The following is a 16,788-nucleotide window of genomic DNA, read 5'->3' as shown; positions in this document are numbered from 1 at the left end:
CCGTCGTCCCGGTCAGCGAAGCTCGTCTATAATCTCGCGCGTCGCACGTCGAACCGCCTCGTCGCTCGAGAGTCGGGGCTCCCAGCCCAGCGCCGAGAGCTTCTCGATCGAGAGGCGCATCTTCGGCACGTCGCCGGTCCAGCCGCGCTCGCCGCCGGTGTACTCGCGCTCGGGATCGACGCCGAGTTCCTCGGCGACGATCGTCGCGATCCGGTCGACCGAGGTCGTCGTGCGCGTCCCGAGATTGTACGTGTTCATCGAGTCGTCGGCGTGCTCGACGACGTGAAACATGGCGTCGAGACAGTCCTCGACGTGGAGGTAGGACTTCTCCTGACGGCCGTCGCCCAGAATCGTCAGCGTCTCGGGATCGTCCCGGAGCTTCTCGATGAAGTCGGGGATCACCGCGCCGCGCAGCCGCGGGCCGACCACGTTCGCGAAGCGGAAGTTCCAGACGGTCAGATCGTGGCTGTGTGCCCGCGCCGAGAGCAGCCCCTCGTCCGCGAGTTTACTCGCCCCGTAGGCGCTGATCGGCTCGAGCGGCGCGTAGTCCTCCGGCGTCGGTCGCGGGGCCTCGCCGTAGACCGTCGAAGTCGACGTGTAGGCGATCTCGGTGACGTCCGCGTCTGCCATCGCCTCGAGGATGGTACGGGTCATCCGCGTGTTGTCGTCGAACTGGCCGTGGGGCCGGTCCGTATCGACGTGTTTCGACGCCGCGAGGTGGAAGACGAGATCGATGTCGTCGAGGTGCCCCTCGAGGGCGTCGGAGTCGGTGAGATCGGCCTCGAGGAAGTCGGCGTCGTCGGGGACGCGGTCGCGGTCACCGTTCGAAAGATCGTCGACAGCGAGGACATCTGCGCCGTCGGCGAGCAGGCGCTCGGTGAGATGAGAACCGATGAAGCCCGCTCCGCCCGTCACGAGAACGCGTGAGTTCGAGAGGGTCATGCCCGATGGTTCACCGACGGCGTGTTAATCCTGTTGGGTTTCGGCCGACCCTCTCCGAATCGTCGGACGCGCGTTAGGATATCCGAACAGGCCCGTCTGCCCGTTTTAACTTCGTTCCCTGCAGTCGGCGCTGCGCTCTTTCGCATAGCGGACCGTGTGAGTACCGAGTGAGAGTTAGACCCGACGTGCGTTCCGATGGGCTCGGATCCCGTGCCGTCGACGTCATGGATTCGTCGTAGAAGGGAGGGGAGTCGACGGCGGAAAAGTCTCGAACGACCTGCGCCGCAAAATCCCCGCGGGACGTCCCGCGGGGAAGCAGACCACAGGAGCTCGGACCTAGCAGTCCGGTGGCTCGACCCACTCCGTCGGTGGTTCCCCATCGGGTACGCCGATGAACGTCGCTAAGAGCACTGCACGTTCGGTCTCGCTCGGGTTGGTTGCCTTTTCGGCGTGGTTTCCGGAATCGATGAAGGCTTCGCCCGCCGTGTAGGTGTGGGTGACGCAGTCGTCCGAAAACGTGATCTCCGCTTCGCCTTCGGCGACGTTAACGATGACCGGTCCGGGATGGGCGTGCCAGCCGGACGTTCCTCCCGGCTCTACGGTGAACTTGGCGACGACGACGTTCGACGCGTCGGATAGACTAACAGTCTCTTCACCGTCTCTCTCGAAATCGATACCAAACGACGCGGCTACCTCGTCGGGGAAGGTCGCATGCGGCGCGAGTACCTCGGCGCTGAAGCCCTCGGGTTCGTCGACATCGCTCTCTTCCGCGGCCGCCTCGTCCTCCGCACCGCTGCCAGTCGCTTCACCCATGCTGAGCAGGCCCATCGTGACCGCGCCAGCTTTCAATACCGTTCGGCGAAATACGTTATCGATTGGCTTGATCCCGCTGGTCATTTTGCTCCCCTCACACTCTCCCCGATGGCCGATCTAACCGCCGCATCGGTAGAGAGTGTCATGTTCTACGTTACCAATTGGCATATAGCTATCATTCTTCACTTGGCACAAATGTATGAGGAGGGTCACAGTAGACCCACTTCGAAAGGTATGGTTCTAGGGCTCGTCCCTCGCTCTCTCCACATCATTCGGGGGACAGGCGTGGTACGTCCGTGGTCGCATCCACCGCTCGAGAAGGAGCGCTCCCCGTCAATAGTAGCCACACCGCCGTCGAAGCCTCCGCCGTCGTGAGGAACGTTGGACGATTCATACGGCCTAGACGGGACTGCACTAGCAATAGTTGTTCGGGGCTATACCTCACCGAACAGTTACGATCGCTGGCCGTCCCGCCCTCCGGCAGTAGCACGAAAACGACCCGGTGTCATCAGAGAGGTATCGGTTTAAACGCCGGTCGAGTACCGCAGAATCCCGGCGAAGCCACCGAAGGCGTTGAGGAGCTGTTCGCCCTTCTCGAAGTCCGTCGAGATGAACTTCGTCTCGGTACCGCGCTGTTCGGCGATCTCGATGAGGTGGTCGATGGCGTCCTCGCGGTCCTCCTCGGTCGCCTCGACCTCGGTGTCGCACTCGGTGCAGGTGTGAGTCGGCGTCGACTTGCGCCGGTCGATGACTTCCCGCTCGGTGGTGCCACACTCGGGGCAATCGTAGGTGATGACGTCCTTCCGGAGGTCCTCGCTGATCAGCAGACGGTCGACCGCGCCCATCATGAGATTGCGGCGGGTCTGCTCGAAGCCGTACGTGGCCTTGTCGCCCGCGTTGAGTTCCTTGAAGAACTCCTCCATCACCTTCTTGTCCTTCATCACCTCGGCGTCGGCCAGCGCGTCTTCGGCGTTGTCGACCAGATCCTTCAGGCCGGACTCGTCGGTGTAGGCCACGTCGAACTTCCCGATGACGTTGTCCTGAATCTCGTGGTGGAGGTAGTCGCCGTCCAAGAACTCGTCTTTGGTCGGCGAGGGACCGCCGACGAGGATACCGTCGAGTTCGTGGCGCTTCGGGACGAACAGGTCGTTGGCCATCCCCGCGACCTCCTGATAGAAGTTGTCGATGGCCTCGAGCCGAAGGCGGGCGAATCGCTGGGCGGACTGGCCACCTTTGCGCTGCTTGCCGGGGACGAGCGAGGAGGCTGACTTGACCGGTTCGATGCGTTTGCCCTTCAGCCAGCCGACGTTGGCCTCGCGCCGGTCTAGGACGATCAGGCCGTAGAGACCCTTGTCGGCGAGCATCTCCTCTAGCGGCTCGGTCAGGAAGTCGGAGTCGCAGTGATAGCGGAAGGACTCGATCGGCTGTGGCGGACTCTCGAGGACTTTGGTGACCATGTCGGTGCGGCCGCCGCCGGAGTCGACGGCACCGGAGAAGAGGACGATGCCGTTCTCCGGCGGAAAGGTGTCGTAGTAGCGCAGCCGGTCTTTGATGCTCGTCAGCGCGTCCTGGACGGCCGTCCGGGTCTGCTTGGACTTGATGTTGGCCGCTTCGCTGTGTTCCTGGGTGACGTGCTGGACGACGTCACTGATCTGACGGTCGTCGGGGACGTAGATCGTCACGAGTTGCGTCCCGGAGCCGTCGTAATCCTTGAGATCCTCGATAACCTTCCGGAACTCGTACTTTTTCCGGTCGGATTGCTCCTGCTCGCCCTCCTGGCTCATTAGCCGTAAAAAGCGGGGCTGTGGGTAAGAATCCTTTGACACACCCGGCGACGTGGCATCGATTGCCGATGCGGTCCGCACCGAGAGCGGGCGCGGACCTGCGCCGCCCCCTCGAGCGGCGTCCGGTACCCCGACGTGTCGGACAGAAACCACGAGCCGGGAAGCGAGGTCACGATTTAAGGTGATGCCGTTCTAGAGTCCGGACAGTATCCGAGTATGTCTCACGAGACGGTCTACGCCATCGCGAGCGGGAAGGGCGGCGTCGGAAAGACGACGACGACGGTAAACCTCGGCACCGCCCTCGCGGAGGCCGGGGAGCGCGTCGCCATCGTCGACACCGACCTCGGCATGGCGAACCTCGCCGGGTTCGTCAGCCTCAATCCCGACTCGACCACACTATACGACGTATTAACCGGCGACGCATCGATCGACGACGCCACCTACCGACTGGCGGACAACATCGTGGCGGTCCCGAGCGGGACCAGTCTCGACGATTACGCCGAAACCTCCCCCGAAGGGCTCCGCGAGGTCGTCTCGGAGCTCCGCTCGCAGTTCGACTACGTCTTTCTCGACGTCGGCGCGGGCATCAGCCACGAGACCGTCCTCCCGCTGGGGCTGGCCGACGCCGTCGTCCTCGTCTCGACGCCCGAACCCGCGGCCGTCCACGACACGCGGAAGACGATCGAGTTGACCGACCGCGCCGGCGGCGAGGTCGCCGGCATCGTCCTCACCCGAACGCGTCCCGACGGCGATGTCTCACCCGAGGAGATCGCAGACCGCCTCGAGGTACCCCTGCTCGGTACGATTCCGGAAGATCCCACGGCCCGGGAGAGCGTCTACGCCGGGACGCCGCTGGTCGTTTTCGAACCCAGAGGGCCGGCCGCCCTCGCGTACCGTCGGCTGGCGACCGACCTGACCGGCGTCGAGGTCGGGTCGCCGCCTGCCGGCGACGGCGGCACGAGCGGTGGGATCGAAGCCCGCACCGCCACGCGAAACCAGTCGTCCGACGCGGCAACCGACGAGACCGGCGAGAACGCCGACGGACTCGAGGCGGCACACGACGACGTCTCGAACGCGATTACGGAAGCCGAAACCGACGGCTGATCGGCCGACCAGTCGACGGCAGCAGATCTGATCCGTTACGCCGCCGGTAAGGGGTACATTCTCCCGTCCCACCATCGTTCATCGCTTGCTGACCGTTCGAATGCAGTGATTACCGGCCGTCGATAAGGTTCATCCGACCGTGACCGTCGTGTTCGCAGTACAGATCGGTACGCGCCGACGATCGGTCGGTCTCGGAGGGTTTGCCGGCCATTTCTGACCGTCGGTTGTGACTGCTTACAGTCCGAATTCACCGTCGTTTCCGAGAGAAACGGTAACGAACTGATTACTAATCATGGCGTTTCTCGATGGCTCGTCCATGGAGCGACGAAAGATCCTCCTCGGCAGTGGCGCAGCGATCGCAACCGTCCTCGCGGGTTGCTCGAGCGACGAGACCGGCGACGACTCGAATTCGAACGACGACGATTCCGACGATTCGCTCAACGGTGACGATAACGGCGAAAACGACGGGTCCGACGACAAGGCGGAGATCCCCGGGCTCGATCGCGATAAGCTGAAAATCGACAGCGGGAAGCTGACCATCGAGGACGTCAACAAGGACGGCAAAACGGTCGACGTCGTCGCCACGACGACGACGAGCGACCCCGAAACGCTGTTCGCGGAACTGGACTCGCTGGGCGACGATATGAGCGCGGCGATCACCGATCCCGAAGCGTTCGCGGCCGCGGTCGACAGCGTCACGTGGATCCTCGAGAAAGACGGCGCGAAGGTGATGTCGTTCTACGTCGACGTGAAGTGGGCGATCAAGTACATGAACGACGAGATGAGTCAGGACGCCTTCGTCGAGCGCGTCCTCGAGACGACGGACGAAACCCAGTAGCGTCGGTGTTCGACGGCTCAAGTCGTTCTTTTAGCGGGGCGGACGTGACGAGCGGTGAGTACAGCCGATCGTGCGGGTAGCAGCCGATCGTGCGGGTAGCAGCCGATCGACCGCTCACATCGAGCGCGGCGCGGCCACGCCCAGAATCGAGAGCGCGTTCGCGACCGCGTGTTTCGAGGCCGCGACGAGCGCTAGCCGCGCCTCGCGGACATCGGGGTCGACGTCGTCGGCCAGCACCGGACACTCCCGGTAGAAGGCGTTGAACCGGTCGGCGAACTCGCGGGTGTAAGTCGCGACCTGATGGGGCTCGAGGTCGTCCGCGGCCTCGTCGACGACCGCCGGGAACCGCGCGATGGTCTCGAGGAGATTCCGTTCCGCGTCGGTCTCGAGCAGGTCGGCGTCGACTGCCGTCTCGACGTCTTCCATGCCGGTTTCGGGGTCGATCCCCGCCTCCTCGAGAATACCACAACAGCGCGCGTGGACGTACTGGACGTAGGGCGCCGACTGGGCCTCGAAGTCCAGCGCGCGGTCCCACTCGAAGGTGATCGCCTTCGTCGGCTGTTTGGAGACGATGTCGTAGCGGACCGCGCCGATGCCGACCTGATGGGCGATGCGCTCGATGTCCTCGTCGTCGAGATCGTCGTCGCGGATGCGGTCGTCCAGCCGGTCTTCGACCTCCTCGCGGGCGCGGTCGATCGCCTCGTCGAGCAGGTCGTCGAGGTCGACGCCGGTCCCCCGGCGCGTACTCATCTTCCCCTCGGGGAGGTTAACGTACGAGTAGAGCACCTGCTCGAGCCCCGCCGTGTCGTTTCCGAGCAGTTCGAGGGTCGTTTGAACCTGCTTCGCCTGCAGCTTGTGGTCCTCGCCGAGCACCGTTACCGCGCGGTCGTACTCGTCGAACTTCCACTCGTGGTGGGCCAGATCACGGGTGGCGTACAGCGAGGTGCCGTCCGAGCGCAGAAAGACGAGGTTCTTGTCGATCCCGTGATCGTCGAGCTCGAGTTGCCAGGCGTCTTCCTCGTAGACGGCCTCGTCCAGGTCCTGTAGCCGCGAGACGAGGTCGTCGGTGTCGCCGTTGCGCATGAACCGCGTCTCCTTGACGAACTCGTCGAACTCGGCGGGCAGGCGCGCGAGACACTCCGTCATCCCGCCGAGCACCTGATCGACGACCTCGCTGACCCGCTCGTAGGCCTCGTCGTCGCCGTTCTCGAGGCCCTGCATGATCGACTCGATCTCAGCCTCGGCCGCCTCGACCTCGTCTTCGGGAGCGTTCTCGAGGAAGGCGTTCCCCTTGCGGTAGTAGCGGACGAGGTCGTACTCGATGCGGTCTCGCTCCGGTTCCTCCTCCAAATCCGCCTCGTCGAAGGTCTCGTAGGCCCAGGTGAAGACGGCCATCTGTCTGCCGGCGTCGTTGACGTAGTAGTGGCGATCGACGTCGTACCCCGAGAAATCGAGAACGTTCGCGACGGCGTCCCCGATGATTGGGTTCCGGGCGCGGCCGACGTGGACCGGCCCCGTCGGGTTCGCGCTCGTGTGCTCGACGACGACGCTGGTGTCGCGGTCCGGCAGGGCACCGTAGGACTCGTCGGTCGCGTCCTCGAGCGTCGCCGCGAAGTAGGCGTCGCTCGGCAGGAAATTGAGGTACGGCCCCTGGGTCTGCACCTCGGAGACGTAGGTCAGATCGTCGGCGTCGATCTCGTCGGCGACCTGTCCGGCGACCTGCGGCGGCGGCGCGCCCGCCTCGCTCGCGAGTCGAAAGGCGACGCTCGAGGCCAGCACGCTGTCCACGTCGTCCGGCGGTTCTTCGATCCCGAGGTCGTCCGTCGGAAAGTCCTGCGCCGAGAGCGCCCCTTCGAGGGCGTCCTCGACCTCCGCGCGTAGGGAGAGGAACATACCCGCCCGTATTCAGGGCTCGAGTAAAGGAATGTCGGGTTCCGTCTCGAGACGGGGTTCGGAACGAGCCGCGCGACTCGTTTCGACAGCGTCGGTCGCCGGAAGCGTGATCGGTCCGGTCAGAGACGATAACAGTCGGGCAGCGGGATAGCTCCGAACAGCTATTGCGATCGAGCCCCGATTTGGAGCTATGAAGCGTCGAATATTCCTCGCGACCGCGGGGAGCGCATCGGCGCTGGTAGCGACGGGATGTACGGGCGGCGACAGTCCGACCGCCGAGGAGACCACAGACGTCGTCATGGTGGATAGGCAGTTCGATCCGCGGAACATCCGCGCCGACGCGGGAGCGACGATCACCTGGACGAACGAGGACGAAACCCGCCATACGGTCACGTCGGCCTCGGACAACTGGACCGAAGACGCCGAAGTCGACGGCGGAGAGGAGACGACCCACACGTTCCAAGAGAGCGGGGTGTACGACGTGTACTGCCGCGTCCACGGCGATACCGATCTTTCGGGAATGAGCATGAAGGTGGGGATCGGCGACGCCACCATCGAACGCCCGCTCGGAAGCGACTCCGACGACGGTGGCTACTACTGACGGGCGTCGCTTCCGCTCTGGCTGTCCGTCCGTCTCGAGCGCCCCCGGTCAGAACCGACGACTCCGCGTTTCCACATTTCACTCGAACAGAGCGGCGGCCTCCCGAAACCGGTCTTCGTGGACCGGCCGAAACGTCTCCCCGGAGGCGTCGAACGCCGCGGGCGTCCAGAACCGGGCGTCCGTCGCGTCGCTGCCCGCGACCGGCTCGCCCTCGGCGTCGGCGCGGTCGGCCACGTAGTGGACCGTCACCACGTGTTTGCCGCCTCGAGGCGGCATCGCCGACGCGGCCAGGATCTCGAGGTCGGCGGGGTCGACGGCGACGCCGGTCTCCTCGCGGAGTTCGCGAGCGGCCGCTTCGGGCGGTTCCTCGCCGGTCTCGATGTGGCCGCCGGGGATCGTCCACTCGCCGACGCCCGGCGGGACGCCGCGTTCGACGCAGAGAACGGCCGGCTCTCGGCCGGCGCGGTCGACTACCGCGACGCCGGCGCAGGGGACCGGGTTGTGCCAGACGACCGCGTCGCAGGCCGGACAGCGCATCCGCTCGCGATCGTCGACCGTCGCTGGCTCGAGTCGAGTTCCACAATCAGGGCAAAACGTCGGCGGACGGCTGACCATCTATCGGGTTCTGGGACCGACGGTTCAAAGCGTTTTCAGTCCGCTGCCGGTCAGCGGCACGACGACGTCCTCGTCGTCGTCGACGACGCCGCGCTCGCGGTACTGCTCGAGGGCGGCCGGCGCGACCGCACAGGTGGGCTCGACGTAGAACCCGTTGCGGTGGAGTCGATCGAGCGCGGTTTCGATCGGATCGCCGCCGACCGCGATCGCGCCGCCGCCGGTCTCCTCGATCGCCTCGAGGATCTGGGTACCGCGGGCAGGTTCGCTGATCTGAATGCCGTCGGCGATAGTGGTTCCTTCGCCGTCCTCGTCGGTCGTACCGCCGCCGAGCGCGGCGACGATCGGTGCGTAGCCGGCGGCCTGTGCGCCGAGTAGTCGGGGCATACCGTCGACGATGCCGGCCTCGTTGAGCAGCGAGAAGCCGCGGTACGCGCCGAGAAAGAGCGTGCCGTGGCCGATCGGGAGGACGACGGCGGCGGGGACTGACCACCCCTGCTGGGCAGCCAACTCGAACGCGAACGTCATCGTGCCGGCGTAAAAGGCCGGATTCCAGGCGTGGCTGGCGTACCAGCCCTCGCCCGTCTGGTACGGGGCGTTGCGCTCGCCGGCCGCCGCCTCGTCACCGCTCGAGTCGCCCTCGACCGCTTCGAGGCAGGCTGCCGTCACGTCGCCGCGGCTCCCCTCGATGCGAACGGGGCGCGCGTCCGCCCGCTGGATCGTCATCAGCTTCGACTGCTTGACGTCGGCCGGGACGTAGATGTCCGCCTCGAGCCCCGCCCGCGCGGCGTAGGTCGCGATCGACGCACCCGCGTTGCCCGAGGAGTCCTCGATGACCTTCTCGACGCCGAGTTCGACGGCCCGCGAGAGAGTCGTCGTCGCGCCGCGGTCCTTGAACGAGCCCGTAGGGAAGACGTACTCGAGTTTGAACTTGGCATCCCAGTCGGGGGCGTCGACCATCGGCGTAAACCCCTCGTAGAACGTGACGTGCTGTTCGATCGGGAGGAATTCGAAGAACGTCCACAGTCCCTCGCTGGTGTCGAGACTGTGTAGCGGCAGGGGATCGCCCTGCGGATGCGGTCGTTCGGTGAACTCCAGTGCATGACCGCAGCCACAGCGCCACGGTTCGTCGGGCCCGGCCTCGTAGACGGTCCCGCAGTCGGGACAGGTGAGATTCGAGGCCATGTCAGTACTCCCCGATGTCGGTGCCGACCGAGCAGACGTACTCGCCGGTCGCGACCTGTGGTAGTCGACGCGCCCGCCAGAGGATCCCGTTGCTATCGGCCGTCACTTCGGCTTTCGGCTCGCCGAAGGGCGTCGTCACCTCGAACAGCGGCTCGCCGGGCCGGATCCGGTCGCCGAGGTCCTTCTGGAGCGTGACGAGCCCGCCCGCGGGTGCGCCGTACTGCTCGAAGCCGCTGGCGCGAGTCTGCGTCTCGAGGCGCTGCTCACCGTCGAGGAAGCCGTAGTACCGGAGGACGTTGAAGACACCCTCGACGCCTTTCCGAATGCTCGTCTCGTCCCAGCCGACGGCCCCGCCGAGTTCGGGGTCGACGGTCGGGACTCCCTCGTCGGGAGCCGCGCGAGCCAGCTGACCGTCCGGTCCCTTCTGATCGAGGACGTAGCCGCAGCCGAAGGCCTTCGCGAGCTCGAGGCACTGATCGTGGAGCCGATGGCGTGTGCCACAGCGCACGCGGACCTCGTCTAACATCCGACTGGTCGACCCCTGATGGAGGTCGAGGACCAGATCGGCCCGGGTCGCGGCGTCGAACGTGGCGGCCGCGATCCGCTCGCTCGAGGTGCCGTTCTCGTTGCCCGGATAGGCCCGGTTCATCTTCGTATCGTCGATCGGATTTCGGTGTTCGGCGACCTGAAACGCGTGGTAGTTGACGATCCCCACGATCAGGATCGTCCCCGAGATGTCGGCCGGATCGAGCTGTGGCACGACGCGCTGGAGGACGCCAACGCCGTTGAGTTCGTCGCCATCGCTCGCCGCCTGCATGTAGAGGGTCTTCCCGCGAGATGCGCCGTTGATCACGGCGACTGGGAGCCCGAACGGGCTTCCGTCCCGCGTTTCGCCGACCTCGAGACGGCCCGTATCCATCTCGCCGGGCCCCGCGCTCGCCGTTCCGAGCGTCGTCGTCATGTCCCTCACGATGAACCCGTCGGCCTTTATACTATCCTTTGACTGCAGGTATTCTGCCACCAGCGGCGGCGGTCGGTCCATCCAACGCCACTGCGTGGCTCCCTCCCCGATCGGACGTTTCGGCGGTCGGTTCGCGACGGCGCTATTCGGGTAGTATGGGGTCCCTACTCCGGTCCGATCGCCCGGTACGAGCCACGTTACGATATCCGATCCCGATGCAGTCGTCGACGGGATCATCATGGACCCTCGATACGAACTGGTGGTGTGTCAAAGCGGCAGTCTGCGGCTCAGAGATCCGGATGATCCCGATTGCTGGATCGCGACCGATTCTCCCGCAGAGATCACGCGCTAATCCAGCGCCTCCTTCCGTACCCGTTCACCCGACGCTCGCGTTCGATCGCCAGTAGCAGTGGTGCTCGTCGGCACTACTGTCGGTGGTACACCCGGATCGGGAGCGAGCTAAACCGAAGGGGTGGGCTTCACCACACGAATTCAGGAGCGTCCGTCAGAGGCCGTCTCGTTCGAGTCACCGACGCTGCTCGCCCCGTTGGTCCTCCCTCTCGACACCCTCCAGCGGGCACCGCGCTCGCGACCCCTAGCGGTGCCAGTACGCCGTTACGTCCCCAAATTCAGATCCGTCGTCAGTACACCGTCCAATCGGCATGTGATAACATGTGTAACCTACTTAGCTAAACTTGCCAAAGGAACCGGTAGAATGTCTAAGAGATTATCCGTTTCCGACGGCTGTCGACCGATAGTAGACGGAAGCGGATCGAAAATCGATAAATTGTTCGCGGTCATGGCCGACCGGCGACGGCGATACGTCCTCTACTATCTCCACGAGGCGTCCGGAGACGCCGTCGAATACAGCGACCTGATAGAGGCGATTGCGAACTGGGAAACACCACCCGGTGACGAACCACCGGACGATCATCGAGAGGAAGTCGAAATCGCGTTACAGCATCACCACCTCCCGAGGCTGGAAGAACACGGTATCGTCGACTACGATCCCCGGAGCCGGATGATCCGATACTGGGACGACCTCTCGGAAGAGGACTGGATCGAGGAAGCGAAGACGGCAGAACTGGATCGGACGTAAAATAACCGTGCGCCATAAGGAGTACAAATGACCAGGCACGGAGGCCGAAATTCAAATGTCGGTTCCAGCGAGGTAAACTGTGAAGTGCGTTCGATTCAATCACCTACGTAGTCTGCGATGAGCAGTGACTCCGATCGACGACCGCTCCTCGAGTACGATTACGACGCCGATACGCCGCCCAGCGTCGCCGTCATTCGGGCAATCGCTACCCTCGAGGAAGTCGATCCGACGGCCCTCTCCACGAAACACGGTCAAACACTGTTCGATCGCATCGATCCCAGTGGGTTCGACACGCTCGTGCAAAAAGGAACCGTATCTAACGATCTCGTGGTCGAGTTTACAATCTACGGCTATCGTATCCGCATCGAAGAGCCGACCCGAGTTCTCGTCTACGGAGGCGGAGAATAGTTACTGTCCCCGAAATCAGAGAGACGTTCGAACCGGTGCGGGGATCACATCGCAAAATCGCCCGAATCGAGAGATCATCAGTCCGACGTCGTGGCCGCGTGCGACTCGCGTGTTCACATTCGGTTCTTGTCGTTCACGAATTCGGTTGCGACGGAAAACGCCAGGACAGGGATTTGAACAGATGCGAGACGATCGGTCTCGTTTCGCTCGACAGCGTGCGACCCGCGTGTTCAAACCCCTTCATTAGGTTTTCGTCGCTCGCGAGTCGCTCGCGACAAAAAACGCCAGGACAGGGATTTGAACCCTGAATCCCGAAAGGGAACACGCTTTCCAGGCGTGCGCCTTACCGTTCGGCCATCCTGGCTCAGGTGATCTTAGCCGGGTCCGTCGTTTAACCCTTACGAGATGCAGTCACTCCGTCGTGCGATCCGCCGCCCACGCCGCGAATCGCGGCTCGAGCAGGTACGCGCCGATTCCGGCTCCGACGCCGATCAGCAACTCGAGCGCGGCTGTACCGGCGATCGACACGATTGGCTCGACCGCCAGCGCGTACCCCTGGACGAGCACCAGAAACGAGAGGGCGCCGACGATCCCCCACAGCAGGGCCGATTTGAGGCGCGGATCGATACCCCGCTTTCCAGCCGGATAGCCGCTCACGGGCGAACCTCCGCCGTCACGACCGGCACGGCACTCACTCGAGGCTCGCGACGGCCTCGATCTCGACGCCGACGCCCTTCGGCAGCGCCGCGACCTCGACGGCGCTTCTGGCCGGCGGTTCGTCGTCGAAGTAGTCGGCGTAAGCCTCGTTCATCGCCTCGAAGTCGTCGATGTCGTCGAGGAAGACGGTCACCTTGAGGATGTCCGCGGACGTGGCATCAGCCTCGTCGAGGACGGCGTCGAGGTTGTAGAGGGCCTGCTCGGTCTGTGCTTCGATCGATTCGTCGTCCAGCAGGTCACCGTCGGCCGTCAGCGGGATCTGCCCGGCGGTGAACAGCAGTGAGCCGTCGGTGGTCGCCTGGCTGTAGGCGCCGACCGCGGCGGGTGCGTCGTCGGTCTCGATGATTCGCTTCATAGCCAGTGGTTCGCACCGGTATGATTTAAAAGACGTGACGCCGCCAGTCGCCGTTACGAGAGTTCGTGGCGCACCGTGTCACCGAGTCGGGCGACGCGCTGGCTGTGTTCGTACCCGTCCCGGATTCCGTTCGTGACGTACGCGAACGCGATGTCGTTGTGGGGATCGGCCCACGTCATGATGCTACCGAGACCGCCGTGTCCGTAGACGGCCTGAGAGGCGGTCACGCCGAAGTCGTCGCCGGGTTTACCGCCGAAGCGAACGCCGAGACCGCGACGAACGTACTCGCCGTCCTCCGCCTGTTCGACCTCGAGCGAGGTGAACGCGCGAGTCACCCGCTCGCTAAGTACGTCTTCACCGTCGTTCAGGAGACAGTTATAGAACCGCGCCAGATCACGGGCCGTTCCGATCCCGGTGGCGGCACCGACGACGCTGTGCTGGACGCTCGCGCTGTTGAACAGATCGGCGACGTAAGCGTTGTATCCCGGTGACTCGGGCTCGGTGATCTGGTCGTGCGGCTCGAACCCGACGAGGGTCGCGACGTCGCCGTGGTCGCCCTCGAGCCCGATGCCCGTATCGTCTATCCCGAGCGGGTCGAAGATCGCGTCCTCGGCGATCTCGTCGATCTGCTTCCCGACGACGTTTCGGGTGAGCCCGTCGATGATCCACCCGTAACTCAGCAGGTGGTAGTCCGTGCGCGTCCCCGGTGGATACAGGAGCTCGGCCTCCTCGACGAGGTTTTCTTTCTTTTTGGGGTCGCCCCAGACCGCCGGATTGTCGTCGATTGCCGGAATCGCGTGCAGGCCGGACTGGTGCGAGAGGACGTGCCGAATCGTCACGTGTTTCTTCCGCTTGTCCCCCTTCGCGAACGCCGGCCAGTGCTCGACGACGTAGTCGTCGTAGTCGACGAGTCCCTGGTCGACCAGATGGTGGACGCAGGCCGCCGTGTACGGCTTCGTCGTCGAGAAGAGAATGTGGCGGGTGTCGGTCCGCTCCGCGCCCCCGTCGGGACCGGTCGTGCCACCGGCGAGATTCACCACGAGTTCGTCCTCGTGGTAGACGGCGAGCTGTGCGCCGTGGTGAAGTTCCCGCTCGAGTTGGTCGTAGAACGTCTCCGCGATCCGCTCGGTCCCGGTCGGGAGGATGTCCGACTTCCACGTCGGTTCCGTGTCCGACGGCGGGTGAGAGGTCTTTTCGCCTTTTTCCGAGCCCGCCGCTGCCGATGTCGATACCGTCGATCCGATTGCCGCGGCTGCGATGCTGCCGAGGAGTTTTCGACGCTCCATGACCGCGGTATCCCTGTTGATAGATAATTAACAATAGCTAGGTACTCGAACACGAACGTTCGAGGTCGGCGATACGACCGGTCTATAAACCGTTTCGACCGGAAACGGTCGGGCGAGAGCGGTACCAGCGGCGACGCAAGGTCCGCCCTGAAGCGCATCCGATCCCTAGGGGCCGCGCCGACACTCGTCGCTAGGCGAGCACGTCGACCGCATAGCCCGCGTCCCGCAGGTCCGAGAGGAAGGCATCGACGTGGTCGGGGCCACGCATCTCGAGTTCGATCTCGACTTCGGTGTCGCTCATCTCGACCTCCCGGGAGGTCCGATCGTGGTGGATCGCGTAGATGTTCGCCCGGTGAGCGGTGAAGATCTCGAGCAGGTCCTCGAGCGCGCCCGGCCGATCTTTGAGGACGGTCCGAATCTTCAGATAACGGCCGGTCTCGACTAACCCGCGGATGATGACGTTGGTGAGCGTGTTGAGATCGATGTTGCCGCCACAGAGCGTGGGAACGATGACCTCGTCCTCGGCGTAGTCGAACGCCTCGAAGAGGAGCGCGGCCAGCGGCACCGCGCCCGCGCCCTCGACGAGGGTCTTCGAGCGCTCGAGGAGGTAGACCAGTGCGACGGCGATCTCGGGGTCAGAGACGGTGACGACCTCGTCGACGTACTCCTCGATGTACGGGAACGTCTGTTCGCCGATACTGCGGGTGGCGATGCCGTCCGCGATCGTGTCGACCTCGTCGATCGAGACGCGCTCGCCCTTCGCGAGGGATTCGGCGGCGCTCGAGGCGCCCTCGGCCTGGACGCCGATCACGCGCACGTCGGGGTTCTGTTCCTTGATCGCGACCGCGATACCGCTGATGAGCCCGCCGCCACCGATGGGAACCACGACCGTCTCGACGTCGGGACAGTCCTCGATTATCTCGAGACCGATCGTCCCCTGCCCAGCCATCACGTACTCGTCGTCGAAGGCGTGGACGTAGGTCCGGCCTTCCTCGCGTTCGATCTCGTGGGCGCGCTCCGCGGCCGCGTCGTAGTCCCGACCCGCGAGGACGACCTCCGCGCCGTAGCTTTTCGTGGCCTTGACCTTCGAGATCGGCGCGTGCTCGGGCATGACGATTTTCGAATCAACGCCCGAGCGCGTGGCTGCGAGCGCGACCCCCTGCGCGTGGTTCCCCGCGCTCGCCGTGACGACGCCTGCCTCTTTCTGTGACTCGGAGAGCGTCGCGATCCGGTTCGTCGCCCCGCGGATCTTGAACGCGCCCGTCCGCTGGAAGTTCTCCAGTTTGAGCCGAACGTCGGCCCCGGTCATCGCGCAGTAGGTGTGCGAGCGCTCGAGCGGGGTCTGGCGGGAGGTCTCGCGCACCCGCTCGCGCGCCTCGAGAATGTCCGAGAGTTCGAGCATACGCCCGTCTACTCGGCGTGCGGTGTAAGGATTACTGTCGGAGGACGGGGGAGCCGTCGCGGGCCCGCACCGTCGCCCCACAGAAACGTGCTGTCACACTGAGACAGCACGACAGGGAATACAGGGAATGCACGGCGTGTGACGTGCAACTGGAGAAGGGGACCCATACCATATAAATCTCATGCACCCGCGGCGAAAGTGGAATCGCACGACAGCGTCGGGTTCCGAGCCGTGTCAGACGGTGAGCAGACGAGCGTCATTCGTGACTTCGTACCACGGCATCGCGCTCGGAAACGACTCGTCGAACGCGATCGCGAAACGATCCGTCTCCGGGCCACGTTACGTCGGCATCAAGCCGATCCGGGTCGCCGACGTACACCCAGCATCGCTCGTCAAAACCGTCGAATACGCCCTCCACCGGGACCTCGACGCGGGCGTACAGCCCGGCCTCGACCCCCTCGTACTCGTCGAGCGTGGACAGTCCCGCCTCGTCGACCGCGAGCAGTCGGCCGGCGACGCTGCCGGCCGGCGCGAGCGTCGGATACCGGCCCTCGACCCGGTGCAGCCCCTCGAGCGTCGCGCGGCCGACGAACGCCTCCGCTGCGTCGGCGGGACCGTGCCCGAGGACGGTCGCGACTCGCTCCGGTTCGGTCAGCGTACCATACACGAAGACGAGCACGAGAGGGGGTTCCGGCTCCACCCTCTTGCGCGTACTGCTCCGGATCGCGGCGCCGGTTTTCTTCGTAACCAACTACACAAAGCATTTATACAACTGATCTAAGCGTGTT

General features: G+C 64.6%; 17 protein-coding genes and 1 tRNA gene. 5 read left to right on the top strand and 13 right to left on the bottom strand.

The window, feature by feature from the left end; genetic code table 11:
* Positions 1 to 12 precede the first annotated feature (12 nt).
* The 3 genes from NDO75_RS10370 to prf1 form a co-directional block, all read right to left on the bottom strand.
* Positions 13 to 942 (bottom strand): NAD-dependent epimerase/dehydratase family protein, encoded by a 930-nt coding sequence (locus tag NDO75_RS10370; RefSeq protein ID WP_310906129.1) that lies wholly within the window; start codon positions 940 to 942, stop codon positions 13 to 15.
* A gap of 336 nt (positions 943 to 1,278) precedes the next feature.
* Positions 1,279 to 1,770: a cupin domain-containing protein gene (locus tag NDO75_RS10365; RefSeq protein ID WP_310906127.1), complete on the bottom strand. Its 492-nt coding sequence runs from the start codon at positions 1,768 to 1,770 to the stop codon at positions 1,279 to 1,281.
* A gap of 509 nt (positions 1,771 to 2,279) precedes the next feature.
* Positions 2,280 to 3,539, bottom strand: coding sequence for a peptide chain release factor aRF-1 (prf1, locus tag NDO75_RS10360; protein WP_310906125.1), 1,260 nt, complete (start codon positions 3,537 to 3,539; stop codon positions 2,280 to 2,282).
* A gap of 216 nt (positions 3,540 to 3,755) precedes the next feature.
* Here prf1 and minD point away from each other — a divergent pair, with 216 nt between their 5' ends.
* Together minD and NDO75_RS10350 are read left to right on the top strand one after the other, a co-directional pair.
* The gene (gene minD / locus NDO75_RS10355; RefSeq protein WP_310906124.1) at positions 3,756 to 4,643 is read left to right on the top strand and encodes a cell division ATPase MinD; all 888 of its coding nucleotides are present in this window, start codon (positions 3,756 to 3,758) and stop codon (positions 4,641 to 4,643) included.
* A 316-nt stretch (positions 4,644 to 4,959) separates the two neighbouring features.
* Positions 4,960 to 5,481 carry a hypothetical protein gene (locus tag NDO75_RS10350; protein ID WP_310906123.1) on the top strand — a complete coding sequence of 174 codons (522 nt, stop codon included), beginning with the start codon at positions 4,960 to 4,962 and terminating at the stop codon, positions 5,479 to 5,481.
* A 114-nt stretch (positions 5,482 to 5,595) separates the two neighbouring features.
* Here NDO75_RS10350 and argS read toward each other — a convergent pair whose 3' ends face one another.
* Entirely contained in the window at positions 5,596 to 7,374 is a 1,779-nt protein-coding gene (gene argS / locus NDO75_RS10345; RefSeq protein WP_310906122.1) for an arginine--tRNA ligase, read from the bottom strand.
* Between the two features lie 190 nt (positions 7,375 to 7,564).
* Here argS and NDO75_RS10340 point away from each other — a divergent pair, with 190 nt between their 5' ends.
* Positions 7,565 to 7,975, top strand: a complete 411-nt coding sequence (locus NDO75_RS10340; protein ID WP_310906121.1) for a cupredoxin domain-containing protein — start codon at positions 7,565 to 7,567, stop codon at positions 7,973 to 7,975.
* Positions 7,976 to 8,053: 78 nt separating this feature from the next.
* Here the strand turns inward: NDO75_RS10340 and NDO75_RS10335 are convergent, their stop codons facing one another.
* Genes NDO75_RS10335 through NDO75_RS10325 form a run of 3 tightly spaced genes read right to left on the bottom strand, consistent with a single transcriptional unit; the run spans position 8,054 to position 10,733 of the window.
* Entirely contained in the window at positions 8,054 to 8,590 is a 537-nt protein-coding gene (locus NDO75_RS10335; protein ID WP_310906120.1) for an NUDIX hydrolase, read from the bottom strand.
* 24 nt (positions 8,591 to 8,614) lie between these two features.
* Positions 8,615 to 9,772, bottom strand: a complete 1,158-nt coding sequence (locus NDO75_RS10330; RefSeq protein ID WP_310906119.1) for a threonine synthase — start codon at positions 9,770 to 9,772, stop codon at positions 8,615 to 8,617.
* Between the two features lies 1 nt (position 9,773).
* Positions 9,774 to 10,733, bottom strand: coding sequence for a succinylglutamate desuccinylase/aspartoacylase family protein (locus NDO75_RS10325; protein ID WP_310906118.1), 960 nt, complete (start codon positions 10,731 to 10,733; stop codon positions 9,774 to 9,776).
* A gap of 799 nt (positions 10,734 to 11,532) precedes the next feature.
* Here NDO75_RS10325 and NDO75_RS10320 point away from each other — a divergent pair.
* Positions 11,533 to 11,832: a hypothetical protein gene (locus NDO75_RS10320; RefSeq protein ID WP_310906117.1), complete on the top strand. Its 300-nt coding sequence runs from the start codon at positions 11,533 to 11,535 to the stop codon at positions 11,830 to 11,832.
* A gap of 117 nt (positions 11,833 to 11,949) precedes the next feature.
* A complete protein-coding gene (locus NDO75_RS10315) occupies positions 11,950 to 12,240 on the top strand; it encodes a HalOD1 output domain-containing protein (RefSeq protein ID WP_310906116.1) in 291 nt (96 codons plus the stop codon).
* A 282-nt stretch (positions 12,241 to 12,522) separates the two neighbouring features.
* On the opposite strand, the gene NDO75_RS10310 is transcribed toward NDO75_RS10315, so the two are convergent.
* The 6 genes from NDO75_RS10310 to NDO75_RS10285 all read right to left on the bottom strand — a co-directional run bounded on the left by NDO75_RS10310 (position 12,523) and on the right by NDO75_RS10285 (position 16,679).
* Positions 12,523 to 12,604, bottom strand: a tRNA-Ser gene (locus NDO75_RS10310).
* Positions 12,605 to 12,651: 47 nt separating this feature from the next.
* Positions 12,652 to 12,897 carry a hypothetical protein gene (locus NDO75_RS10305; RefSeq protein WP_310906115.1) on the bottom strand — a complete coding sequence of 82 codons (246 nt, stop codon included), beginning with the start codon at positions 12,895 to 12,897 and terminating at the stop codon, positions 12,652 to 12,654.
* Between the two features lie 34 nt (positions 12,898 to 12,931).
* On the bottom strand, positions 12,932 to 13,312 hold the full coding sequence (locus tag NDO75_RS10300; RefSeq protein WP_310906113.1) for a Rid family detoxifying hydrolase: 381 nt from the start codon (positions 13,310 to 13,312) through the stop codon (positions 12,932 to 12,934).
* A 53-nt stretch (positions 13,313 to 13,365) separates the two neighbouring features.
* The gene (locus NDO75_RS10295) at positions 13,366 to 14,598 is read right to left on the bottom strand and encodes a serine hydrolase domain-containing protein (protein WP_310906112.1); all 1,233 of its coding nucleotides are present in this window, start codon (positions 14,596 to 14,598) and stop codon (positions 13,366 to 13,368) included.
* Positions 14,599 to 14,788: 190 nt separating this feature from the next.
* Positions 14,789 to 16,000 carry a threonine ammonia-lyase gene (ilvA, locus tag NDO75_RS10290; RefSeq protein ID WP_310906111.1) on the bottom strand — a complete coding sequence of 404 codons (1,212 nt, stop codon included), beginning with the start codon at positions 15,998 to 16,000 and terminating at the stop codon, positions 14,789 to 14,791.
* A 256-nt stretch (positions 16,001 to 16,256) separates the two neighbouring features.
* Positions 16,257 to 16,679: a gamma-glutamylcyclotransferase family protein gene (locus tag NDO75_RS10285; protein WP_310906110.1), complete on the bottom strand. Its 423-nt coding sequence runs from the start codon at positions 16,677 to 16,679 to the stop codon at positions 16,257 to 16,259.
* Positions 16,680 to 16,788: the final 109 nt, after the last annotated feature.

It is taken from the genome of Natrinema sp. 1APR25-10V2 (genome assembly GCF_031626495.1).
Taxonomy (GTDB): domain Archaea; phylum Halobacteriota; class Halobacteria; order Halobacteriales; family Natrialbaceae; genus Natrinema.
Note: the sequence above shows the minus strand (reverse complement) of the source record. Positions and strands in the feature narration are given on the sequence as shown.